The sequence below is a fragment of the Duganella sp. BJB1802 genome (genome assembly GCF_013369445.1).
In the GTDB taxonomy this organism is placed as follows: Bacteria; Pseudomonadota; Gammaproteobacteria; order Burkholderiales; family Burkholderiaceae_D; genus Rugamonas; species Rugamonas vulcania_A.
Map to the genome: position 1 here is coordinate 130,434 of NZ_JABWEF010000018.1, position 23,384 is coordinate 153,817.

Below are 23,384 nucleotides of genomic sequence, written 5' to 3' on the forward strand. Positions count from 1 at the left end.
GGGAAACCAGCAGCACACATAACGATATAAATAATACGGAGATTAAATGAAGAAGCAAGCAATCGCGCTGGCCTGCATGGCGGCATGGCAGGCGGCCGCCCAGGCGCAGTCCAACGTTGAAATCTACGGCAATTTCGACGAATACATCGGCTACATCCGCAGCAGCAGCGGCGCCCACATCACGGGCCTGAACGACGGCGCCATCCTGCGCAGCCGCCTCGGTTTTCGCGGCACGGAGGACATCGGCGGCGGCTACAAGGTGAAGTTCACGCTGGAGCAGGGCGTCAACGCCGACACGGGGACCGGCGCCGACACCACACGCCTGTTCGACCGCCAGTCGTGGGTCGGCATCGAGGCGCCCAGCGGCGAATATCGCATCGGCCGCCAGAACACGGAGATCTTCCTGATCGGCGGCGCCATCGACTATACCGACCGCACCACCTTCGGCTCCTTGTTCAACACCTTCGGCATTCCTTCGCGCTACGACAACGACCTGTCCTACCGCACGCCGCGCCTGGCGGGCGCGCAGCTGGTGCTGCACTACGCGCTGCCGGAAAACGGCGGCGCCACGCGCGGCAACAGCCCGATCTACCAGCTGGCGCTGGACTACCGCAACGGGCCTTGGCGCGCGGGCTACGCCGGCTTGCAGGCCAGCCCGAACACCGTCACCGCCACGGTGGGGGACAAGGTGGTGTACCACAACGTCTACGCCGACTATCAATACGGCGGCGGCACCATCTACCTGGCGGCGGCGCGCAGCAACAACTCCACGTCCAACGCCAATGGCCTGAACGCGGGCGTCATCCTCAACAACGTCAGCAACCCGACCAACTTCTTCGCCGGCACCGACCGCAACGCCGCCCGCTACTACAACCTCTATCAGATTTCGGCCGACTACCGCATCAACAGCCGGCTGAGGGTGGGGGCCTTGTATGGCGTGATCCACGACACCTCCGGCGGCGACGCCGGCGCGCGCGGGACCAACGTGGGCGCGTACTACGAGCTGTCCAAGCGCACCACGCTGTACGGCTTCGCCAGCGAGATGCGGAACCAGGCCAACGCCGGCTTCCGCTTCAGCGGCTCGGCCGGACCTTCGGCCAACCTGGCAGGCGCCGACATCAACGGCAAACATTTGACCGGCCTGCAGGCCGGCATCCTGCACAAGTTTTAACCCAACTACAATAACCATCTGGAGGACGACATGACAGCAGCAGCAACGACAAGAGACAAGGCTGACAAGATAGCCAAGGCGGCAAGCGCCGCGGGCAACACAACGGCGCCGGCACGCTCGCCGCGCAAGGCGGCCTTCGCCAGCTGGATCGGCAGCGCGGTCGAATACTACGACTTCTTCATCTACGGCACGGCGGCGGCGCTGGTGTTCGGTAAAATCTTCTTCCCCGCCTTCGATCCGGCGACGGCCACGGTGGCGGCCTTCGCCACCTTCGGCGTCGGCTATGTCACGCGGCCGTTCGGCGCGGTGCTGCTGGGCCACGTGGGCGACCGCTACGGCCGCAAGCGCGTGCTGACCTTCACCCTGCTGCTGATGGGGATTTCAACCTTCCTGGTCGGCCTGCTGCCGACCTACGGCCAGGTCGGCATCGCCGCGCCCATCATGCTGGTGGTGCTGCGCATGCTGCAGGGGATTTCGGCGGCGGGCGAACAGGCCGGCGCCAACTCGATGACGCTGGAGCACGCGCCGGCGCACCGCCGCGCGTTCTTCACCAGCTTCACGCTGAGCGGCACGCAGGCGGGCCTGATCCTGGCGACGCTGGTGTTCCTGCCGCTGTCCGCGCTGCCGGAGGAGCAGCTGTTGTCCTGGGGCTGGCGCATTCCCTTCTTCCTGAGCGCCATCGTGGTGGCGGTCGGCATGTGGGTGCGCCGCACCTTGCCCGAGACCCCGGCCTTCGCCGAGGAATCCGGCCACAAGCCGAGCCGCATGCCGCTGGCGCTGCTGTTCCGCGACCACAAGGCCAACCTGCTGCGGGTGATCTTCGCCGCGCTGGTGTCGGTGGTGAGCACGATCTTCAGCGTGTTCACGCTGTCCTACGCTGTCAACACCATGCACATCCCGCGCTCCACCATGCTGACGGTGCTGGTGCTGGCCAACGTGGTGGCGCTGGGCGCGATACCGCTGTTCGCCGCGCTGTCGGACCGCGTCGGCCGCAAGCCGGTGTTCATCTTCGGCGCGCTGGGATCAGCGGCGCTGATCTGGCCCTACATGTGGAGCATCAGCACCGTCAACCTGCCGCTGGTGTTCACCTTCGGCCTGCTGCTGTCGGGCGTGGTGTACAGCGCGGCCAACGGCGTCTGGCCGTCGCTGTACGGCGAGATGTTCAGCACCCGCGTGCGCCTGTCCGGCATGGCGATCGGCACCCAGGTCGGCTTCGCGCTGGGCGGCTTCGCGCCGACCATCAGCGCGGCGGTGCTGCAGCCGGGGCCTGGCGGCTGGATCCCGGTGGCGGCCTTCGTCACGGCCACCAGCGTGGTGGCGGCGATCTCGGTGGCGACCGCGCGCGAGACCTTCCGCCTGCCGATGCATGAACTGGGGAATCCGTAGGCCGGCGATGCCGGGGTAGGGATTTCCCTAGGGCGCAGCCTTACCCCGTTTCAGGTGCATCCTGATATCGCCGAGGTTTCAAAGGGACGATAATGGACCGATACGCGTTCTTCAGTGTGCAACCATGTCATTCAATCCACAGCGGCTGTCCGCGGCGTTCGTCTTCCTCCTGAGCTGGGCCTGGCCCTGTCTCGTCCCCGCCCAGCAACTGCCGTTGCACTATCTGACGCGGCAGGAAGGCCTGGCCAACCTGTCGATCAACGCGCTGGCGCAGGACCGGGCCGGGTATCTGTGGGTCGGCACCGACAATGGCCTGTTCCGTTACAACGGCGCGGCGTTCCGCCGCTACGCCAGGGGCGACGGATTGGCCGACACGCAAATCACCGGCCTGGTGACCGACGCGCGCCAGCGCCTGTGGGTGGGCACCAACGAGGGCACCTACCTGCTGGACGGCGAGCGCCTGGTCGCGGCGCCCTACGACGGCAAGCAGGTGCCGGTGGCGGCGGATCAGCCGATGTCCGCGGGGCCGGACGGCGGCGCGATGGTGGTGAGCGGCGGGCGCGTGTTCCAGGTGACGGTGGCGGACGGCCACCCCGCCGCGCGCCCCCATTTTTCGGCGGACCAGCGCCGGCGCCTGCCTGCGCTGGACCAGGTCGACAGCGTATGGGGCGAGGCGGATGGCGGACTATGGCTCGGATGCGACCGCGCGCTGTGCCAGGCCGGGACGCGCGGGGTGCGGGTATGGGACCGCGCCGCCGGCGTGCCGGACGACCACTGGTACAACATCGCCCGCATGGCGGACGGCGCGCTGTGGGCGCGCGGGGGCAGCCACATCGTGGTGCTGGAACGGGGCGCGACGCGTTTCGTCGACCGCACCCCGCCCGGCGAGGTGATGCGCAAAGCGGTGATCGGCGTGGCGTTGACGGAGGACGCGGAGCACCGCGTGCTGGCCAGCACCGACGACGGCGTGGCGCGCTGGAGCGGGGGGCGCTGGGAATTCTTCGACAGCCGCAATGGCCTCAAGAAGGGCGGCGGCGTGTTGGCGATGCTGTCCGACCGCGACCACGGAATGTGGCTGGGGACGGCCGGGCATGGCCTGGTGCGCTGGCTCGGCTACGACAACTGGGAAAACTGGACCAAGGCGCAAGGGCTGCCCGACGACAGCGTGATCTCCTTCCTGCGCGATGGCGCCGGCAGGATGCGCATCGGCACGCGCTCGGGCATGGCGCGCCTGGGCGCCGGCGACACCGCGCCGGCCGCGCCGGAGCCGGGCCACGCGTCCCAGCAGTGGAGCAGCCAGGCGATGGACGCCCAAGGCCGGCTGTGGGCCGGCAGTTATGGCGGCATGTTGGCCCGCGACGATGGACGCGGCGGCGGCGAGGTGCCGGTGGCGTCGCTGCCGATTATCTTCCGGCTGCTGGCCGACCGCGACGGGCGCTTGTGGATCAGTACCGGCGACGGACTGTATGTGCTGGAACGGCCCGGCGACGGCGCGGCGCCGGCCCGGCCGGCCGGACTGGCGGCCGGCAGCAGCCTGCTGACCGAAATGACGCGGCACAGCTGCCAGAGCCACGACGGCACGCTGTGGTTCCTGACCGACAGCACCTTGTGGCGCCGCCGCGCGGGCCGCTGGGACAGTTATCCGTTGAGGACGGAAGGGCAGACCGATTTCGACTCGATGAGCTGCTCCGCCGACGGTTCCCTGTGGCTGGGGCGGGGGACGGCCGGGCTGTGGCGCGTGGAGGTGGGCGCGGCGGGCCTGGCGAAGCACGAGGTGCGGGTGCCGCTGTTGCGCGACAAGAGCCTGGCGTCCATCCACGAGGACAGCCGCGGCTGGCTTTGGCTGGGGACCGATGCCGGCCTGCTGGCGTGGAACAAGCAACAGTGGCGCCTGTTCGACAGCAACGACGGGCTGGTATGGGACAGCACCATTCCCCGCTCGTTCTACGAGGACAAGGACGGCACGCTGTGGCTGCCGACCCCGAACGGCGCCTCGCACATCCTGCATCCCGAGCGCCTGTTCGCGCCGCACCGGCTGTCGGCCATCGTCGAGGCGGTGGTGCGCGACGGCGCGGTGCTGCCGTTGCATAACGACGACACGCTGGCCTGGTCGTCCGGTTCGCTGCAGTTCACCATGGCCAGCCTGAGCTACGAGCACCGGGGCGCCCTGCGTTTCCGCTACCGGATGGCGGGGCTGGAGCAGGAGTGGTCAAGTTCGGCCACGCCGATGCTGCGCTACCCGGCGCTGCCGCCGGGTAGCTACCGGCTGCAGTACGCGGTCGAGAACATCGATACGCAGAGCATGTCGGCGACGCAGGAACTGGGCTTCGCCATCGCGCCGCCCTGGTGGCGCACCACGGCGTTCCACCTGTCGTGCCTGGCCGCCGCCGCCGTCGCCTTGTGGCTGGCCTACCGCTACCGCGTGCGCGGCCTGCGCGCCAGCAACGCGCGCATGGAGGGCCTGGTGCGCGAGCGCACCCGCCAGCTGGAGCAGCGCACGCGCGAGCTGGAGCTGTCGCAGGAAGCCTTGCGCGAACGCGCGCTGCGCGACGGCCTGACCAAGGCGTGGAACCGGATGGCGATGCTGGAAATGCTGGAGCAGGCGATACTGAAGGCGCAGCGCGAGGGCGCGCACTTTTTGCTGGTCCTGCTCGACCTGGATCACTTCAAGCGGATCAACGACACCTACGGACATCCGGCCGGCGACGCCGTGCTGCGCGAGGTGGTGGCGCGGCTGGGCGCCTGTGTGCGGCCGTATGATCTGGTGGGCCGCTACGGCGGCGAGGAATTCCTGGTGTTGTTGCCCGACCTGGCGCGGCCCGACGGCGCGGCGCGGGTGGAGGCCATGCGGTGGGCGATCGCGGCCTCGCCGGTCGACCTGGGCGGGCCGGGGCCGCTGCCGGTGAGCGCCAGCTTTGGGGTCGCGCAATTCGATCCGGCCAGGCCGGCCGCGGCGGGCGAACTGGTGGGGCGCGCCGACCAGGCCTTGTACCGCGCCAAGGCGCTGGGGCGCAACCGGGTCGAATACGCCGACGACGACCTGCGCGAGGGTGCCGCCTGACGTCGCCCGGCGATGCGGCCGGCCGCGAGGGGCGCGATGAGGGAAACTACGTAGCAGGGAGGCCAGCGGTGGCGGGCGGGGAACTGCTATAGTGGGGCCGCCGCCGACGCAGCGGCGCATACATTCTTTCGGAGACAGGCCATGAAAAATACGATCGTCGCGATGTTGCTTGCCACCTCGGCGCTGGCCTACGCGCCGGCGCGCGCCGCCGACAACGCCGCCGCCGCCATCGCGATGGTGGACAAGGGCGCCGCCTACCTGCAGAAGAACGGCAAGGAGGCCCTGATCAAGGAGGTCAACAACAAGAACCCCGAGTTCGTCACCGACACCACCTACCTGACGGTGCGGGCGCTGGACGGCACCCAGCTGGCCCATCCGACCAATCCCAAGCTGGTCGGCAAGAACATGGTGGTGCTGCCCGACGCGGACGGCAAGCTGTTCCGCAAGGAGATCATCGACCAGGCCGCGGCCAAGGGCAAGGGCTGGGTGGACTACCGCTACAACAACCCGAACACCGGCGAGATCGAGAAGAAGTCGACCTACTTCGTCAAGCACGGCGACATCATCCTGGAAGCCGGCATCTACAAGGGCAAGTAGCGCGGGGTAGGGCAATCCCTACGGCAGGATCATCCCCGCCCGATAGCCATCCGGCGGCGGACTGGTATTATCAAATGGTAACTTTAATTACCTTTTGAATATAGGATACCTCATGTCTATACGTAAGTTCTGCGCCGCCGCCGCCCTGCTGGCGGCCAGCACCGCCTCCCAGGCGGCCGTCGTCACGCTGTTCTCGGACAATTTCGACGGCGACCACACCGGCGACAACGTCACCACCTTCGTCAACGGCTGGCACGTCGCCGACGGCACGGTCGACGTCGACGGCCAGGGCTTCGTGCACAACGAGCTGCCCGGCCACGGCCATTACATCGACCTCGACGGCAGCAGCCTCAAGGCCGGCGTGTTCAGCAACAGCATCAGCCTGCGGGCCGGCGCCACCTACACCATGAGTTTCGAGATCGCCGGCAACCAGCGCCGCTGGGGTTCGGACACCGTCGACGTCAGCTTCGGCGGCACGCAGCAGAGCTTCGTGATCGCCCAGGACGCGCCGCTGTCGACCCGGAGCGTGACCTTCACCCCCGCCAGCGCCGGCGTGTACGGCTTCAGCTTCCACAACCGCGGCGGCGACAACCGCGGCGCCTTCCTGGAACAGGTGACGATCACCGCCGCCGTGCCCGAGCCGGCCGGCTATGCGATGCTGCTGGCCGGCCTGGCCGCCGTGGGCTGGCTGGCCCGCCGCCGGGTCGGGATTTCCTGACCCCGGCCGTCCGCCGGTCTTACACGGGCTTCAAGATTGCCCGATGGCCAAGTGGCCGGCGGCGTGCGATGCTGGCGTCACCGCCATCGGCATTGAATGGAAAGCACCGTGATGAGGAAGGCCGTTACCGGCGGGACGAGGGTCGCGCCGGCCCATCCCTGTAATACGATCCTGATTGTGGACGGGCAGCCGGACAAGCTGGCTGTCGTGGCCGACCGTCTGACCGCGCTCGGCTACCGCCCGGTGCCGGTGCGCGACGGCGCCGAGGCGCTGGCGCGGGTCGACGCGGTCCAGCCCGACCTGATCCTGCTGGGCGCGGCGCTGGCCGACATGGACGGCCTGGAAGTGTGCCGGCAGCTGAAGGCGCGCGCCGGCACCGCGCAGATCCCGGTGATCTTCATGGCCGGCCGCCAGGACGCCGCCAGCCAGCGCCAGGCGCTGGCGCTGGGCGCGGTCGACTGCGTGCGCAAGCCCCTGCGGATGGACGAGCTGGCGGCCAGGGTGGGCGCGCAGCTGCAGCTGCGCCTGCTGCGCCGCGGCGTCCACGAGGCGGTGGAGGCGCGCACCGCCGAACTGAGGGAAAGCAATCGCCGCCTGCAGTTCGAACTGGCCGAGCGCCGCGCGGCCGAGCTGGCGCTGGCCGCCAGCACGCTGGGCTACCAGGAGATCTTCGACTATGCCGCCGACGCCCTGTACCTGATCGAGGGCGGCGAGGACGGCCAGTTCCGCTACGTGCAGGTCAATCCGGCCTTCGCCCGCCTGGCCGGCATGCCGGCCGCCGGCATTCCCGGCCAGCGGGTGTCGCAGCTGTTCGGCGCTGGCCGCCGGCGCGCGCTGGCAGGCCGCCTGCCAGCGCCGCCGAGCGCGGCGAGAGGGTCGACGAGGAACTGCTGCCGGAGCTGGGCTTTTTCGGCCGTGCTGCATCCTGCATGCGACGATGGTGCGCTCGAGCGGTGCCCGGCCGCGCCGGCCGCCGCCTGGCCGGCATCGGCCGCGATCACCCGGCTGCACGATTACCAGCTCCAGCTCAACTCTGGCGCGGGCGCGATCCGCCGACCGCGCTGCCCAACCGGCTCAGCTTCCGCGACCGCCTGTCGCTGGCGCTGGCCCGCGCCGAGGCGCACGGCGGCGAGGTGGCCGTGCTGCTGCTCGGGCTGGACCACTTCCGCGACCTCAACGACGGCCCCGGCCGCAGCCGGGCGACCGCCTGCCGGTGGCGCTGCGCCGCCGCGCTGACCAGGCGGGTGGGCGACGCCGACGCGGTATGGCGCGCATCGGCGGCGACGAGTTCGCCAATGCGGTCGAGGGCGGCGGCGGCCGCGGCGCGCCTGGCGCGGGGGCTGCTGCGCCAGCTGGCCAGCCGCTCGAGATCGACGACTACGAAACCGGCGCCGCCTGCAGCATCGGCACGCCCAGTGGCCGCGCGATGGCCGCGACGCCGACACCCCGGGCTGCGGCAACGCCGACGCCGCGATGTGCCGCGCCAAGGCCGAGGGCGGCGGCCGCCACCAGCTGTTTACGACCGAGATGAACAGCAGCAGCCGGCGCCGGGTGGAGATCGGCAACGCGCTGCGCTACGCCATCCGCCAGGGCGAGCTGTCGCTGCACTACCAGCCGCGCGCCGGCCTGGTCGACGGCGCCGCGGCCGGCATGGAGGCGCTGCTGCGCTGGCACAGCAAGGGGCGCGGCGCGGTGGGGCCGGCCGAATTCATCCCGCTGGCCGAACAGAACGGCCTGATCCTGCAGATCGGCGCCTGGGTGCTGCGCCAGGCCTGCCAGCAGGCGGAGCACTGGCGGCGCCGCTTCGGCCACGCGCTGCCGGTCGCCGTCAACCTGTCGGCGCGCCAGTTCCGCGACGCCGACCTGGTGCGCGTGGTCGAGACGGCGCTGGCGGCCAGCGGCCTGCCGCCCGGGCTGCTGGAGCTGGAGCTGACCGAGAGCATGCTGATGCACGACGCCAGGCGCACCCAGCGCACGCTGGCCGCGCTCAAGTCGCTCGGCGTGCGGCTGGCGGTGGACGACTTCGGCACCGGCTATTCCTCGCTCAGCTATCTGAAGAGCTTTCCGCTCGACTACCTGAAGATCGACCGCGCCTTCGTGGCCGGCCTGCCGGACGACCGCAACGACGGCGCCATCGTGCGCGCCATCATCGCGATGGCGCACACGCTGGGCCTGAAGGTGATCGCCGAGGGCGTGGAGACGGCCGGCCAGCTCGACTTCCTGCGCACCCAGCGCTGCGACGAGGTGCAGGGCTTTTTCTACAGCCGTCCGCTGGCGGTGGCCGAGATGACGACCTATCTGTCGCTGCGCGGCCGCCCCGCGTGGCCGCCGGCCGACGCCGCGGAGGCGGGCGCCGGCGAAACGGCGCAGTTGTCTGGTAGCATGTATATGGCGACGCTGCGGCGCTCGCGAGGAGCCTAGCATGACCATGTCCCCCGATTTACGCGAACGCACCATCCTGATCGTCGACGACAACCAGGCCAACCTGGCGCTGGCGGTGGGCGTGCTGCGCGCGCAGGGCCTGCGGCTGTCGGTCGCGCACAGCGGCGACGAAGCGCTGCGGCGGGTCGCGTTCGCGCCGCCCGACCTGATCCTGCTGGACGTGATGTTGCCCGGCATCGACGGCTTCGAGGTGTGCCGGCGCCTGAAGGCCGACGCCGCGCCGATCGCCGCCGTGCCGGTGATCTTCATGACCGCCCTCAACGACACGGCCGACAAGCTGGCGGGCTTTCGCGCCGGCGCGGTCGACTATGTGACCAAGCCGCTGCGGGCCGAGGAGATGCTGGCGCGGGTGACCACTCACCTGCGCCTGTCGGCGATGCAGGCGCGGCTGGCCAGCCAGAACGCGCTGCTGGCCAGCGAGAACCGCGAGCGGCGCGGCCGGCGGTGCCGCGCAGTACCGGGACAGCCTGGAGCAGCAGGTGGCCGAGCGCACCGCCGAGCTGCGCGAGCTGGGCCAGCACCGCGAGAGCGTGCGCGAGGACGAGCGCAAGCGCATCGCGCGCGAGCTGCACGACGAGCTGGGCCAGTCGCTGACCGCGCTGCGCATGCAGGCCGGGCTGTTGCGGGTGCGCCACGGCGCCGCGGTGCCGGGCTTGAACGAGCAGGTGCGCGACATCACCGAGCTGGTCGACCGTTCCATCGGCGTGGTGCGCAACGTCGCCACCACGCTGCATCCGGCGGTGCTGGAGCTGGGCATCGGCCCGGCGCTGGAATGGCTGGTCGACGAGCTGCGCCGGCACAGCGGCATCGATTGCAGCCTGGTGCTGGCGCTGGAGGAGCGGCTCGACGAGCAGCAGGCCATCGCGGTGTTCCGTATCGCCCAGGAGTCGCTGACCAATGTGGCGCGCCACGCCGGCGCCAGCGAGGCCGCGGTCTCGCTGTGCTGCGGCGGCGGCAGCTGCGAGCTGCGGGTCGACGACAACGGCGGCGGCTTCGATCCGGCCCGGGTGCGGCCGCAGGCGTTCGGCCTGCTGGATCCGCGAGTGCCGATTCTTGAACGGCGAGCTTGAGCGTCGGCGTCGCTTCGGCGGCGGCACCCGGGTGGCCGTGCCGCCACGCTGGCGCCGGCATGAACCGGGGGCGGCGTCCGCGGCCTGGCTGGCCGCCGCGCTGCTGGCCGGCGCGGCGGGGCGGCGCCGCCCGCGCGCTGACCGCTGGCGCAGCCGGGCTTGCTCAGCATAGGCGCGCAGCAGGGCTTGGCCAACGTCACCATCACGGAAGTCAACCAGGACGGCGACGGCTTCCTGTGGGTGGGCACGCAGGGCGGCCTGGCGCGCTGGGACGGCTACCGCTTCCGCAACTATCAGTTCAACCCGGACGATCCGCATACGCTGCCGGACAACCACGTGCTGGCTGCAGGCGCGACCGCCGCGCGGCCGCCAGGTGGGCACGCCAGCGAGTGGTCGGCGCGCTACGACCCCGCCACCGACGGTTTCGTGCGCTACAACAGCGCCAACACCGGCCTGTCCGGCGGCGCGGTGGCCGATATCGTCGACGACGGCGACGGCGGCCTGTGGGTGGGCACCGACACCGGCCAACTGGTCTGAGCGGCGTCGACCAGCCGGCGCAGGCGCGGATCACCCATTTCCGCCATGTCGAGGGCGACGCCGGCAGCCTGCCGGCCGATGTCGTCAAATCCCTGTGCCGCGACGCCAGCGGCACCCTGTGGGTGGGGACGTGGAAGGGCCTGGCCCGGTTCGATCCGGCGGCCGGGCGGTTCACGCGCGTGCCGCTGCCCGCGCGCGACCCGGCGCCCAGCCTGCCCGTGCTGTTCGGCGCCAGCGACGGCAGGCTGTGGATGGGCTGGCCGGTGGACGGCGCCGTGTGGGTGCGCGATCCGCGCACCGGCAAGATCAGTCCGTTCACCGTGCGGCGCGGGCCGGGCGGCGGCGTCAAGCTCGCCTCGGTCACCGACATCGGCGAGGGCGACGACGGCGAGATCTGGCTCGGCACGGACAACCAGCGGCGCGCTGGTGGTGGACGCGGCCAGCGGCGGGCTGCGGCGCGTCGTGCACGGCGGGCTGGCCGGGGAGGAACTGTCGAACGGCAAGCTGTTCCGCGACCGCGCGGGCGCGCTGTGGATCACGGTCGGCGACGGCGTGCAGCAGCACCCGCCGCGCCAGGCCGCCGTGTCCATCGGCCGGCGGCGCGATGGCGCGGCCGGCCTGGGCGACGGCGAACCGATGACCCTGGCCGCCATCGGCGCCGGCCGGCTGTGGCCGGTTAGCGCGCCGGCGTCGACCCATTTGCGCCGACACCGGGCGGGCCAGCGCCTGGCGGCCCGACGCGGGCGCGCCGCCGGCCGTCTTCCGTCTCGGCGCTGCTGGCGGGCGGCGACGGCGCGCTGTGGCTGGCGGCCACCTGGCCTGTACCGCGCCGACCGGGACACGCGGCAACGCGCGCCAAGGCGCCGTGGCTGGACCCGTACCGTACGCGCTGGCCGGCGACAGTTATGTCGTGCTCGGCACCAGCACCGGCGGCCTGTAGCTGGCGCAGCGCGCGCCGCGCGCCGGATCGGACCGTTGCGCCACGTCGAGGGCCTGAGCGCGCTGGACGTGACCGTGCTGCGGGACGGTCCGGGCGCCACGCTGTGGGTCGGCACCACCGCCGGCTTGAACCGGGTGGAGCGGGCCAGCGGCGCCGTGCTCGAGCGCCTGCGCGCGGACCCGGCCAACCCGGCCGCGCTGTCGCACGACTATGTCTCCGCGCTGTACACCGACCGGCGCGGCCGGCTGTGGGTGGGCAACGGCGCCGGCATCGACGTGATGGCGGCGCAGGCCGGCGGCGGCTGGCGCCGGGTGCGGCGCCTGGATATGGCCCATGGCATGCCGGACACCAATATCAACAGCCTGCTGGAGGACGGCCAGGGGCGGGTCTGGGCCAGCACCGACAGCGCCATCGTGGTGATCGATCCGGCCAGCTTCGCGGTCAGCGTGCTGGGCCGGGCCGATGGCGTGCGCTACGCGCCGTACTGGATGGGCTCCGGCGTGGCGGTCGGCGGCGAGCTGGCGTTCGGCGGCACCGGCGGCGTCACGGTGGTGCGGCCGGAACGTTACCAGCCCTGGCGCTGGACGCCGCCGGTGGTGGTGACCGAGGTGCGGCTGGCACAGTGGCGCCGCCGGGCCGCTACAATGGCCCGGCGCCGGCCACGCTGCTGGTGCGGGCCGAGGCCAACAGCTTCGCGCTGGGCTTCGCCGCGCTGGACTTCACGGCGCCCGAACTGAACCGCTACGCCTACCGCCTGGAGGGCTACGACCGCGACTGGATCGCGGTCGACGCCACGCACCGGCTGGCGTCGTACACCAACCTGCCGCCCGGCCGCTACCAGCTGGCGATCCGCGGCTCGAACCGGGAGGGCGTGTGGAACGAGCGCGGGCTGCGGATACCGGTGACGGTGCTGCCGTGGTGGTACCAGACCTGGTGGTTCTGGCGCGGCGCGGGCGCCGGCGCCGGGGCTGTACGCGCCTACCGGCTGCGCACTGGCAGCTGGCGGCGCAGCGCAAGGCGCTCGAGCGCGAGGTGGCCAGCCGCACCGACGACGCGCTGCGGCAGCAGGCGCTGGCCGAGTTCCAGCGCGGCGAGGCCGAGCGCCAGCACCGCGAGGCCAGCGAGCGCAACGCCGAGCTGGCGGCGGTCAACGCGGTGGGTCAGCGATCCTGGCTTTCGGCGCTCTCGAGCTCGGACCACCTGGATCGCCGCCGCGCCGGCGAGCAGCTGCGCCGCCTGTTCCATGGCGACATCACCTACACCGCGCTGCTCGAGCGCGACAGCGGCATGCTGCATTTCCCGTACGCCGACGGCGCCGTCATCGCGCCGCTGCGCCACGGCGAGGGCCTGAGCAGCCGCGTGATCGAGGCCGGCGAGGGCGTGCTGATCCAGGACGGGCAGGCGGTCCCGGCCGCCGAGCCGGGCGGCCTGGCCGGCCGGGCCGCCCATGCTGTCCTGCCTGTGCGTGCCGATCATCGCCGGCGGCGTGGCGCAGGGCGCGGTCTCGGTGCTGAGCGTGCGCCCCGGCGTCTACAAGGCCAGCGACCAGCGCCTGCTCGAGACCATCGCCGCCCACCTGGGCGCGGCGCTGCACGGCGCGCTGCTGTTCCAACAGGCCCAGGCCGCGCGCGCGCGGGCCGAGGAGGCGACCCAGGCCAAGTCCCTGTTCCTGGCCAATATGAGCCACGAGATCCGCACGCCGATGAACGCGGTGATCGGCCTGTCCTACCTGGCGCTGGACACCGACCTGCAGCCGCGCCAGCGCGACTATGTGCAGAAGATCTACAACGCCGGCAATTCGCTGCTGGGCATCATCAGCGACATCCTGGACTTCTCCAAGATCGAGGCGGGCAAGCTCGACCTCGAGAGCGTCGACTTCGACCTCGACGACCTGCTCGACCACGTGGCGGCGGTCGGCGGCGGCGGCGTCGGCGGCAAGGCGCTCGAATGCACCCCACGCCGGCCGAGGTGCCGCGCGGCCTGCGCGGCGACGCCCAGCGCCTCGGCCAGGTGCTGGTCAACCTGCCTGCTCAAGTTCACCGAGCGCGGCGAGGTGGCGCTGGAGGTGGCGCTGCTGGCGCAGCAGCCGGGGCGGGTGCGGCTGGCGTTTTGCGTGCGCGACACCGGCATCGGCATGGCGGCCGACCAGATCGGCCGGTTGTTCCAGGCCTTCACCCAGGCCGACGACAGCGCCCGGCGCAAGTTCGGCGGCACCGGCCTGGGCCTGGCATCTGCCGGAAGCTGGTCGACCTGATGGGCGGCAGAGTCCAGTATCGAGAGCGTCCGGCGCCGCGTCGTCATCGCCCGCGTTGTGGCTCGAGCGGCGGCGCGGCGGCCGCGCGTTGCCAGCCGCTGCCGCCGCACGCTGCGCGGCCTGCGGTGCTGGTGGTGGACGATGCCAGCGCGCGCCGCGCTGCTACCAGCTCTGAGAGCCTGACTGGAGGCGGTCGCGGTCCACAGCCCGGTCGAGGGCGCCGGTCGCGCCTGCTGCACGCGGCGCCCCGCTACGACCTGGTGCTGGCCGACGCCGATATGCCGGCCTGGAGCGGCGCGGAGCTGATGGGCAGGCGGCGGCCGCTGGCGCCGCCGCCGGAGACGGTGCTGCCGGCCGGCGCCGGCGACGCCGCCCGCCGCCCGCCGCATCCCCGGGCCGGGCAACGGCGCCTGCCTGATCGCCGGTCACGCGCGGCGCCGTGGCCGAGCGCTGGCGCGGCTGTTCGGCCCCGACGCCGCCGCCAGCGCCGGGCGCGCGGCCGCAGCCGCGCTTCCACGGCGTGCGCATCCTGCTGGCCGAGGACAACCAGGTCAACCGCGAGATCGCGGTCGGCCTGCTGGAGGCCTGCGGCATCCAGGTCGACCTGGCGCACGACGGCCGCGAGGCGCTCGAGCGGCTGGGGGCGGCCGACGCGGCGCAGCGCTACCAGCTGGTGTTCATGGACCTGCACATGCCGGTGCTGGACGGCCACGCGGCCACGCTGGAGCTGCGCCAGGACCGCCGCTTCGACCGCCTGCCGATCATCGCGCTGACCGCCAACGCCATGGCCGACCAGTGGCGGCGCTGCCAGCGCGAGGGCTTCGACGACCGCCTCAGCAAGCCGGTGATCCCGGCCGAGCTGTACCGGATGCTGCAGCACTATCTGCCGGTCGGCCTGCGCGCCGCCTGGGACGGCGGCGGGGACGGCGGCGCGGCGCCGGCGGCGCTGCCGGCCAGCGTGCCGGGGCTGGATCTGGCGGCCGCGCGCCAGGGCGTCAACGGCGACGAGGCGCTGCTGCTCAAGGTGCTGCGCCTGTTCTGCCACGAGGAGCGCCACGGCGCCGGGCGCATCCGCGCGGCGATCGGCCGCCGCGACTACGAGGAGGCGGCGCGCCACGCGCGCCGCTGCGCGGGCTGGCCGACAGCCTGGGGGCGGGCGCCATCGGGCAATTGGCCGGGCAGCTGGAGGTGGTGCGCGCCGCCAGCCGGCGCCGGACGACGGCGCCGGCGCTGGCCGCGCTGGACGCCGCGCTGGCGCAGGTGTGCTCGCCCTGACCGCGACCTGCCGCCACGGTGGCGGCCCGCGCGCCGGCCGCCTGGGAGGAGCTGCGGCGGCTGCTGGCCCTGATGCGCGGGCGCGACGGCGAGGCGGTGCGGCTGTTCGCCGCCTGCGCCGCAGAGTTCCAGTCCAGCTTTGGCCTGTGGGATGCCGAGGCCACTTCAGCGCGGGCCTGGACGACGGCGATTTCGCCGGCGCCGACAGCCGCGCTGCGCTGGGTGTTGCAATGCTACGGCCCGCCGGCGGTGATCGCCCTACGCCGGGCTCGACATTTCCTGATGGAAAAATATTAGGCGCCGGGGTAGCATATGCGGCCGCATCGCATGACAGGGATTGAAGCCATGATGGACCACCACCGCTCTCGTGGCCGACCGGGCGCCGGCCGCGCCCTGCGGCGCCGGCTGGCGCTGACGCTGACCGCGCTGCTGGCGGGCGGGGCGGCGCACGCGCAGCAGCTGCCGTTGCGCAGCTACGGCCAGGTCGACGGGCTGGCCAACCTGACCGTCACGGCGCTGGCGCAGGACCGGACCGGCTTCCTGTGGGCCGGCACCGAGAACGGTTTATACCGTTTCGACGGCAGCCGCTTCCGCCGCTTCGGGCGGCGCCAGGACGCCGCCGACACCAGCGTCACCAGCCTGTTCGTGGACCCGGCCGGCCGGCTGTGGATCGGCACCGACCGCGCGCTGTTGCTGCGCGACGGCCAGCAGCTGCGGCCGGTGCCGCGGCTGGACGGCAAGCCGTTCGCGGTCAAGCCGGGCCTGCGCTTCGCCGCGGTCGACGCCGACCATCTGCTGGTGCAGAGCAACGGCAGGCTGCAGCGGGTCGAGCCCGACGGCCACGGCGGCTGGCGCGGCGCGGCGGTGTTCAGCGACGCGTAAATCGCCGCTCCAGCCGGGCCAGCGACCCGGGCGCGCTGCTGCGCGATGCCGACGGCACGCTGTGGCTGGGCTGCGGAAACCGCGTGTGCCGCTACCGCGACGGCGTGGCCATGGCGCTGGGCGCCGAGCAGGGCCTGCCGCCGCGGCACTGGGACGCGCTGCTGCGCGACGCCGCCGGCACGCTGTGGGTGGGCGGGCCGGACCGGGTGCTGGCGCTGGCGCCGGGCGCGCAACGCTTCAGCGACCGCACGCCGCCACAGTTCGGCGACGCCGCCAACGGCTGGCCGGTGACGCTGGCGCAAAACAGCGACGGCCAGTTGATCGCCGCCAGCGACCGGGGCCTGTTCCGCGCCGGCGCCGGCGGCTGGACCGTCTACGGCGCCGAGCAGGGCATCCATTTCGGCAGCGGCGTGCATCCGCTGCTGTTCGACCGCGACGGCGACCTGTGGCTCGGCTCCACCGGGCGCGGCCTGGTGCAGTGGCAGGGTTACCGGCACTGGGAAAGCTGGTCCGCGCAGCAGGGCGTGCCGGACGACGACGTCTGGTCCATCCTGCGCGCGCGACGGCACGCTGTACGCCGGCACCGGCCGCCTGGCGCGGCTTCGGAGGCGGCCGCTTCGCCGGCGTCCGCCGGCGGCGCCGGCGGGCAATGGGGCGCGCTGGCCGAGGATGCGCACGGCCGCCTGTGGGCCGGCAGCTTTTCCGGCCTGCTGCTGCGCCGGGACGGGCGCGCCGGCCGCGGCCGGGTGGTGGCGCGGCTGCCCGAGCGCATCATCTACAAGCTGCTGTTCGACGACGCCGGCCGGTTGTGGATCGGCACCGACCGCGGCCTGTACCTGATCGCCGACCCCGGCCATGCGGCCGCGCCGCGTCGGGTCGAGGCCGCCGATGCGCTGCTGGGCCCGGACGGCGGCATCACCGGCATCTGCCGCGACGGCGCCGGCCGCCTGTGGTTCAGCGGCGCGCGCGGCCTGCTGCGGCTGGAGCGCGGCAACTGGTCGCGTCCGCTGCAGGGCAACCAGGGCTTCGAGCACCTGGCCTGCGACGGCGAGACGCTGTGGCTGGGCGAAAGCCATGGATCGCGCGTCTGGCGGGCCGACGCCGCCGACGCCGCGCTGCGCCTGCGGCCCTTCCCGCTGGACTTGCTGGACGGGCGCTTGATCCAGTCGCTGCTGGTGGACCGGCGCCACTGGCTGTGGCTGACCACCGACAGCGGCGCGATGGTGTGGAACGGCAGCCGCTGGCGCCTGTTCAACCAGCAGAGCGGCATGGTGTGGAACGACGCCAACCAGAACGCCATCCACGAGGACCTGGACGGCTCGCTGTGGATCGGCACCAGCAACGGCCTGTCCCATCTGCTGAGGCCGCAGGCGCTGTTCGGCGAGCACGTCATCTCGCTGGAGCCGAGCTCGGTGCGCTACGGCGGCGCCGCGCTGGCCGGGCCGGCGCCGTGGAGCGGGGCGGCGCTGGACGTGCGGGTGGCGGCGCCGCTGTACCAGAACCACGAGGCGCTCAGCTTCCGCTACCGCCTGCTGGGCCAGGAGGAGGCCTGGTCGGTCAGCGGCAACGGCGAGCTGCGCTACGCGGCGCTGGCGGCCGGCCGCTACCGGCTGCAGGTGGTGGCCGACGACGCCGCGCTGCAGGCCAGCTCGCCCATGCTGGAGCTGGCGGTGGTCATCGAGCCGCCGTGGTGGCGCACGCCGTGGGCCTACGCGGGCGGCGCCGTGCTGGCGCTGGGCGCGATCGGCCTGCTGCACCGCTACCGGGTGGCGCGGGTGCTGCGGCAGCAGGCGCTGCTGGAGCGGCGCGTGGCCGAGCGCACGGCGGCGCTGGAGGCCTCGCGCGAGGAACACCGGCTGCGCTCGCTCAAGGACGGCCTGACCCAGGCGTGGAACCGCACCGCGCTGACCGAAAGGCTGACCCAGATGGCGGCGCCGGGCGGCGCGCCGTTCCTGCTGGTGCTGCTCGATCTGGACCACTTCAAGCGCGTCAACGACACGTACGGCCACCTGGCCGGCGACGAGGTGCTGTGCGAAGTGGTGCGGCGGGCGCAGGCGCAGCTGCGCGCCAGCGACACCGTGGGCCGCTACGGCGGCGAGGAATTCATGTTGCTGCTGCCGGGACTGGACGCGGCCAGCGGCGGCGCGCGCCTGGCGCAGCTGCACCAGGCCATCGGCGGCGCGCCGGTGCGCATCGACCCGGCGCAGGCGCTGAGCGTCACCTGCAGCTGCGGCGTGGTGGAGGGCCGCCCCGGCGCGCTGGCGCCGGAGCAATGGATCGGGCTGGCCGACCAGGCCCTGTACCGGGCCAAGGGGCAGGGCCGCAACCGCATCGAGTACACGGACCGGGCCGAGGTGGACGCGCTGTTGTCGTAATGAAACAGCAGATGGGGGCGGGGCGCGGAGTCTGATAGCATGAGCACCACGGACCCTATGGATTTTTCTGGAAAGCCCCCCTTAGATGATACGAATTTTAATTGCCGACGATCATGCCATCGTGCGCGGCGGCCTGTTGCAATTGTTTGGCCTGGCGGGCGACATGGTGGTGGTGGCCCAGGCCACCAATGGCGGGCAGGTGATGGAATGCCTGCGCACCACGCCGTGCGATGTGGTGCTGCTCGACCTGTCGATGCCGGGCATCAGCGGCATCGAGCTGGTCGCCCGCATCCGTGCCCACGCGCCCGGGCTGCCGATCCTGGTGCTGAGCATGCACAACGAGGCGCTGGTGGTGCGCCGCGCGCTCAAGGCCGGCGTCAACGGCTATATGACCAAGGACGGCGATCCCGAAACACTGTTGCTGGCGCTGCGCAAGGTGGCCGCCGGCGGCCGCTATCTCGATCCCGGCCTGGCCGAGCAAATGGTGTTCGAGGGCGACGGCGGGCAGGACGAGCCGGCCCACGAGCAGTTGTCGAACCGCGAGCTGAGCATCTTCCGCCTGTTTGTGCGCGGCAAGACCGTGAACCAGATCGCCGACGAGCTGTCCATCAGCAACAAGACGGTCAGCACCCACAAGGCGCGGCTGATGCAGAAGATGGGTTTCCAGAGCAACGCCGACATGCTGCGTTACGGCATCGACCACGGGCTGGGCAGGTGAGCGCGGCCCGCCGCCCGCGCGGTGGGCTAAGGATTTGCCTACACGCCCGCTGAATTTCCCTAGTTTAATATCCGGCCATCCCTATGACGTCCCGCGTGCGCGCGGTGGCATGCTGTCGTCTGACGACACAGGCCACCAACGGGAGCTAGGATGAACAGGACTGCGCTATTGCGCCAATACCAGACGGAATACCAGATGCTGTTGCGGGCCTTGAAGCTGCTGCTGGAGGCGGTCGCGCTCAGCGAATTGCAGGATGCGCAGCCCAGGCAGCCGTTGCAGGCGCTGGGCGCCGACCTGATGGAGATGTATGCCGCGCTTTCCGGCCGCCTGCGGGTGCAGGTGAGCCGGGGCGAACTGGAGATCGACCTGGTGCTGGGCGCGCAGATCCGCGAAAGTTGCGACGCCATCCAGGACCTGGTCGGCCGGCTCACGCGCGGCGATCCGCAGGAGCATGCGGTCGCCGCGCAGAGCAGTTTGATGCACCGGTATTCGGCCCTGCTGTTCGAACGCTGCTGCGTGCGCGCCATGGCGTGCGACCCCGTCTGAGGCGGTGGCCGCGGCCAGGCGTCCGCGGCGCGCTCAGGCGGCCGTCAGCACCGCCGGATCGCCGCCCGCGTACAGCGCCGCCACCAGCGCCGCGCGCCGCTCCAGCACCACGCGCTGGTTGATCGACCCCTTGTCGGTCTGCTCGCCGGCCGTCACCGACGGCGCCTCCTCCAGCAGCAGCAGGCGGTCGACGCGCGAGGCCGAGCCGGTGGCGACGGCGTTCAACTGCGCCAGCAACCGCTGGAAGTGGCGCCGCACCGGGGCGCTGGACAGGATGGCGGCGGCATCGGCGTCCTCGCCCAGCCCGGACAGCAGCTGGCACTGGTCCATGCGCGGGAACACCAGCAAACCGATGGCGTCGCGGTCGATGCCGGCCACCACCACGTCCTGGATGTAGGGCGCGCCGGTGCTGATGACGCGCGCCCGCAAGGGACCGACGCTGACGAAGGTGCCGCTGCTTAGCTTGAAGTCCTCGGCGATGCGGCCGTCGAACATCAGGCCCAATTCCGGCCGCGCCGGATCGACGAAGCGCACCGCGTCGCCGCTGCGGTAGTAGCCTTCCTCGTCGAAGGCGTCGTCGGTGGCCTGCTGCGCGCGCCAGTAGCCGGGCATGACGTGCGGGCCGCGGAAGCGCGCCTCGTACTTGCCGTCCACCTTCACCAGCTTGACCTCGCAGGCCGGCGCCGGCAGCCCGACATAACCGGCCATCATCACCGGGCCGGTGGTGAAGGTGCAGGACGGCGCGGTCTCCGTCATGCCCAGGCCGGCCATGATGCGGATGCGCTGGCCGCAGCGGTTCTCGCTGACCCGCTCCAGCGCGTCCCACGCCGCCTGCGACAGGCCGGCGCCGGCGAAGAAGAACAGCTCCATCTGCGAGAAGAAGTGGCGGCACAGCTCCGGGTCCGCCTCCAGCGCGGCGGTGAGCAGCTCCCAGCCCTTGGGCACGTTGAAGAACACCGTCGGCGCGATCTCCTTCAGGTTGCGCACCGTGGCGGCGAAGTCGCGCGCGGTGGGCTTGCCGTCGTCGATGTAGTAGCTGCCGCCGTTGTACAGCGCGATGCCGACATTGTGGCTGCCGCCGAAGGTGTGACTCCACGGCAGCCAGTCCAGCAGCACCGGCGGCTTGTCGCCGAAGGCCGGGAAGGTTTGCAGCAGCATCTGCTGGTTGGCGCACAACATGCGCTGCGTGGTGGTGACGGCCTTGGGCAGCTTGGTCGACCCGGACGTGAACAGGAACTTGGCGATGCTGTGCGGGCCGATGGCGGCGTTGGCCGCGTCCACCGTGCGCGGCACGGTCGCCAGCAGCTGCGCCAGCGGCGTGCTGGCGCGGCCGGCGTCGCCCCGGCTGGTGACGATCTCCACGTCGTCCGGCACGGTGACCGCCAGCGCCGCCGCGCAGGCGGCGCCGTCGGACGCGTAGACCATGCCGGGCGTCAGGTGACGCACGAAGTGGGTCAGCTTGGTCAGGTCGGCGTGCGGGCCGGAGGCGGCCGGCGACACCGGGCAATACGGCACGCCGGCGTACAGCGCGCCCAGCGCCAGCTGCAGGTGCTGCAGGTCGTTCCCGGACAGGACCATCAGCGGCCGCTCGGCCGACAGGCCCCGGTCCAGCAAGGCCTGGCCGACGGCGCGCGCCTGCTCCAGCATCTCGCGGTAGCTGATGCGCTGCCAGGCGCCGTCGGCGCCGCGCTGCGCCACCAGCGTGCGCTCGGGATGGCGCTCGGCGCCGAGCACCAGGCGGTCGGTGAGCCGGTCGGGATAGGCGTCCAGCGCCTCGTGCGAGGCCAGGCGCCAGGCGCCATCGGCGCCGGCCTCGATCCGCACCGGCGCGCCGCCGACACGCACCGGGCGATAGCGCGACAGGTCCAGCGCGGAGGAGGTTGGGAGCTGCGTCATCGCGTGCTCCCTCATCACACGGGGTAGTGGCGGTGGCCGCTCTGGATGGTGATCCAGCGCAGGTCCGTGAATTCGGCGATGCCGGCCTTGCCGCCGAAGCGCCCGTAGCCGCTGGCCTTGACGCCGCCGAACGGCATCTGCGCCTCGTCGGCCACGGTGGAGCTGTTGATGTGGCAGATGCCCGATTCGACGCGGCGCGCCAGCGCCATGGCGCGGCCGATGTCGCGGCTGAAGATGGCGGCGGACAGGCCGTATTCGCTGGCGTTGGCCTCGGCCAGCGCCGCCTCGTCGCCGTCGACGCGGATGATGCCGACGATGGGACCGAACGACTCCTCCTGGTACACCGCCATGTCCGGCGTGATGTGGTCGATGATGGCCGCTTGCAGGACGTTGCCGTCGCGGTCCGCGCTGCCGCAGACCAGCTTCGCGCCCTTGGCTTCGGCGTCGGCGATAATGCCGGCCACGCGGCCGGCGGCCGAGGCGTCGACCATGCCGCCCAACACCGCGCCTTCCTCTCCTGGTTTGCCGGCGCGCAGGCCGGCGGTCTTGACGCGCAGTTTTTCGACGAAGGCGTCCGCCACCTTGTTGTCGACGATGATGCGGTCGGTGGACATGCAGATCTGGCCCTGGTTGAAGAAGGAGCCGAAGGCCGCCGCCTGCACCGCTTCATCGAGGTCGGCATCGTCCAGCACCAGCAGCGGATTCTTGCCGCCCAATTCCAGCACCACCGGCTTGAGATGCTGCGCGGCCTGCTGGGCAATGATGCGCCCGACCTTGGTGGAGCCGGTGAAGTTGACGCGCTTGACGGCCGGATGGGCGATCAGGCGCGCCACCACGGCGGCGGCGTCCTGCGGCGCGTTGCTGATCACGTTGACCACGCCGGCCGGGAAGCCGGCGTCCTCGAACACCTTGCCGATCAGGCGGTGCACGGCGGGGCAGATCTCGGACGACTTGAGCACCACCGTGTTGCCGCAGGCCAGAGGCGTGGCGATGGCGCGCGTGCCGAGGATGACCGGCGCGTTCCACGGCGCGATGCCGAGCACCACGCCGCAGGCCTGACGCATGCCCATGGCCATCAGGCCCGGCACGTCGGACGGAATCACCTCGCCGGCGATCTGGGTGGTGAGCGAGGCGGCCTCGCGCAGCATGGAGGAGGCCAGCATCACATTGAAACCGTACCAGCCGGCCACGCCGCCCGCTTCGGCCACGCCGGCCGCGATGAACTCGGGCGCGCGCGCCTGCAGGCAGTCGGCCGCCTTGAGCAGCAGGCGGCGGCGTTCGTTGGGCGCGGTGGCCGACCAGCCGGGGAAGGCCGCCTGCGCGGCGGCGACGGCGGCGTCGGCATCGTCCAGCGTGGCGGCGGCGGCCACCGAGGCGGTGTCGCCGGTGGCCGGGTTGAGGCGCTGGTAAGTGGCGCCGGTGGATGAGGCCTGGTCCAGGCCTCCGATCAGCAAACGGGCTTCAAGCATGGCGTATCTCCTGTGTTGTTTTGTGGCGTCGGGCTGCGTTGTGCGTC

Annotated in this window: 19 protein-coding genes and 5 pseudogenes; 21 read left to right on the top strand and 3 right to left on the bottom strand. The window is 71.9% G+C overall.

The genetic code is table 11. From position 1 onward, the window contains the following. Nucleotides 1-46: 46 nt before the first annotated feature. The 14 genes and pseudogenes from HUX88_RS24935 to HUX88_RS33355 all read left to right on the top strand — a co-directional run. Nucleotides 47-1,171: a porin gene (locus tag HUX88_RS24935; protein ID WP_117011152.1), complete on the top strand. Its 1,125-nt coding sequence runs from the start codon at nt 47-49 to the stop codon at nt 1,169-1,171. A gap of 30 nt (nt 1,172-1,201) precedes the next feature. After that, nucleotides 1,202-2,557, top strand: coding sequence for an MFS transporter (locus HUX88_RS24940; protein WP_176363533.1), 1,356 nt, complete (start codon nt 1,202-1,204; stop codon nt 2,555-2,557). 124 nt (nt 2,558-2,681) lie between these two features. Further along, entirely contained in the window at nt 2,682-5,618 is a 2,937-nt protein-coding gene (locus tag HUX88_RS24945; RefSeq protein WP_176363534.1) for a diguanylate cyclase, read from the top strand. A 141-nt stretch (nt 5,619-5,759) separates the two neighbouring features. Then, on the top strand, nt 5,760-6,215 hold the full coding sequence (locus tag HUX88_RS24950) for a cache domain-containing protein (protein WP_229213260.1): 456 nt from the start codon (nt 5,760-5,762) through the stop codon (nt 6,213-6,215). A 112-nt stretch (nt 6,216-6,327) separates the two neighbouring features. Beyond that, nucleotides 6,328-6,933, top strand: a complete 606-nt coding sequence (locus HUX88_RS24955) for a PEP-CTERM sorting domain-containing protein (protein ID WP_176363535.1) — start codon at nt 6,328-6,330, stop codon at nt 6,931-6,933. 111 nt (nt 6,934-7,044) lie between these two features. Next, nucleotides 7,045-7,425 (top strand): annotated as a pseudogene (locus HUX88_RS33335) (response regulator); the annotation flags it as partial. A 437-nt stretch (nt 7,426-7,862) separates the two neighbouring features. After that, nucleotides 7,863-8,147: pseudogene (locus tag HUX88_RS33340) on the top strand (diguanylate cyclase domain-containing protein); the annotation flags it as partial. A gap of 259 nt (nt 8,148-8,406) precedes the next feature. Further along, nucleotides 8,407-9,354 carry a bifunctional diguanylate cyclase/phosphodiesterase gene (locus tag HUX88_RS24965; protein WP_176363537.1) on the top strand — a complete coding sequence of 316 codons (948 nt, stop codon included), beginning with the start codon at nt 8,407-8,409 and terminating at the stop codon, nt 9,352-9,354. 7 nt (nt 9,355-9,361) lie between these two features. Continuing rightward, a pseudogene (locus tag HUX88_RS33345) lies at nt 9,362-9,667 on the top strand (response regulator); the annotation flags it as partial. 187 nt (nt 9,668-9,854) lie between these two features. Then, the gene (locus tag HUX88_RS24975; RefSeq protein WP_176363538.1) at nt 9,855-10,445 is read left to right on the top strand and encodes a sensor histidine kinase; all 591 of its coding nucleotides are present in this window, start codon (nt 9,855-9,857) and stop codon (nt 10,443-10,445) included. A 159-nt stretch (nt 10,446-10,604) separates the two neighbouring features. After that, on the top strand, nt 10,605-10,982 hold the full coding sequence (locus HUX88_RS24980; RefSeq protein ID WP_176363539.1) for a two-component regulator propeller domain-containing protein: 378 nt from the start codon (nt 10,605-10,607) through the stop codon (nt 10,980-10,982). Then, nucleotides 10,949-11,110 (top strand): annotated as a pseudogene (locus tag HUX88_RS33350) (two-component regulator propeller domain-containing protein); the annotation flags it as partial. The gene HUX88_RS24980 and the pseudogene HUX88_RS33350, both read left to right, overlap by 34 nt. A 301-nt stretch (nt 11,111-11,411) precedes the next feature. Further along, complete coding sequence (locus HUX88_RS24985) at nt 11,412-12,659, top strand: two-component regulator propeller domain-containing protein (protein WP_176363540.1); 1,248 nt, start codon at nt 11,412-11,414, stop codon at nt 12,657-12,659. Beyond that, a pseudogene (locus HUX88_RS33355) lies at nt 12,593-12,775 on the top strand (triple tyrosine motif-containing protein); the annotation flags it as partial. The gene HUX88_RS24985 and the pseudogene HUX88_RS33355, both read left to right, overlap by 67 nt. A gap of 125 nt (nt 12,776-12,900) precedes the next feature. On the opposite strand, the gene HUX88_RS32690 reads toward HUX88_RS33355, so the two are convergent. Beyond that, a complete protein-coding gene (locus HUX88_RS32690) occupies nt 12,901-13,398 on the bottom strand; it encodes a hypothetical protein (RefSeq protein WP_229219531.1) in 498 nt (165 codons plus the stop codon). Between HUX88_RS32690 and HUX88_RS24995 the strand changes: the two genes are divergently transcribed. The 7 genes from HUX88_RS24995 to HUX88_RS25025 all read left to right on the top strand — a co-directional run bounded on the left by HUX88_RS24995 (nt 13,370) and on the right by HUX88_RS25025 (nt 19,972). After that, the gene (locus HUX88_RS24995; RefSeq protein WP_229219532.1) at nt 13,370-14,176 is read left to right on the top strand and encodes a histidine kinase dimerization/phospho-acceptor domain-containing protein; all 807 of its coding nucleotides are present in this window, start codon (nt 13,370-13,372) and stop codon (nt 14,174-14,176) included. The genes HUX88_RS32690 and HUX88_RS24995 overlap by 29 nt on opposite strands. A 439-nt stretch (nt 14,177-14,615) precedes the next feature. Beyond that, on the top strand, nt 14,616-15,524 hold the full coding sequence (locus tag HUX88_RS25000) for a response regulator (protein ID WP_176363542.1): 909 nt from the start codon (nt 14,616-14,618) through the stop codon (nt 15,522-15,524). Beyond that, complete coding sequence (locus tag HUX88_RS25005; protein WP_176363543.1) at nt 15,524-15,748, top strand: hypothetical protein; 225 nt, start codon at nt 15,524-15,526, stop codon at nt 15,746-15,748. The genes HUX88_RS25000 and HUX88_RS25005 overlap by 1 nt, the downstream gene beginning before the upstream one ends. Before the next feature lie 30 nt (nt 15,749-15,778). After that, nucleotides 15,779-16,333, top strand: a complete 555-nt coding sequence (locus HUX88_RS25010) for a two-component regulator propeller domain-containing protein (RefSeq protein WP_176363544.1) — start codon at nt 15,779-15,781, stop codon at nt 16,331-16,333. Between the two features lie 83 nt (nt 16,334-16,416). After that, the gene (locus tag HUX88_RS33360; protein WP_176363545.1) at nt 16,417-18,708 is read left to right on the top strand and encodes a diguanylate cyclase; all 2,292 of its coding nucleotides are present in this window, start codon (nt 16,417-16,419) and stop codon (nt 18,706-18,708) included. An 85-nt stretch (nt 18,709-18,793) separates the two neighbouring features. Continuing rightward, nucleotides 18,794-19,426: a response regulator transcription factor gene (locus HUX88_RS25020; protein WP_117011144.1), complete on the top strand. Its 633-nt coding sequence runs from the start codon at nt 18,794-18,796 to the stop codon at nt 19,424-19,426. Nucleotides 19,427-19,576: 150 nt separating this feature from the next. After that, the gene (locus HUX88_RS25025; protein WP_176363546.1) at nt 19,577-19,972 is read left to right on the top strand and encodes a hypothetical protein; all 396 of its coding nucleotides are present in this window, start codon (nt 19,577-19,579) and stop codon (nt 19,970-19,972) included. A 33-nt stretch (nt 19,973-20,005) separates the two neighbouring features. Here the strand turns inward: HUX88_RS25025 and HUX88_RS25030 are convergent, their stop codons facing one another. Next, complete coding sequence (locus HUX88_RS25030) at nt 20,006-21,868, bottom strand: feruloyl-CoA synthase (RefSeq protein WP_176363547.1); 1,863 nt, start codon at nt 21,866-21,868, stop codon at nt 20,006-20,008. Nucleotides 21,869-21,882: 14 nt separating this feature from the next. After that, on the bottom strand, nt 21,883-23,337 hold the full coding sequence (locus HUX88_RS25035; RefSeq protein ID WP_176363548.1) for an aldehyde dehydrogenase: 1,455 nt from the start codon (nt 23,335-23,337) through the stop codon (nt 21,883-21,885). Nucleotides 23,338-23,384 lie beyond the last annotated feature (47 nt).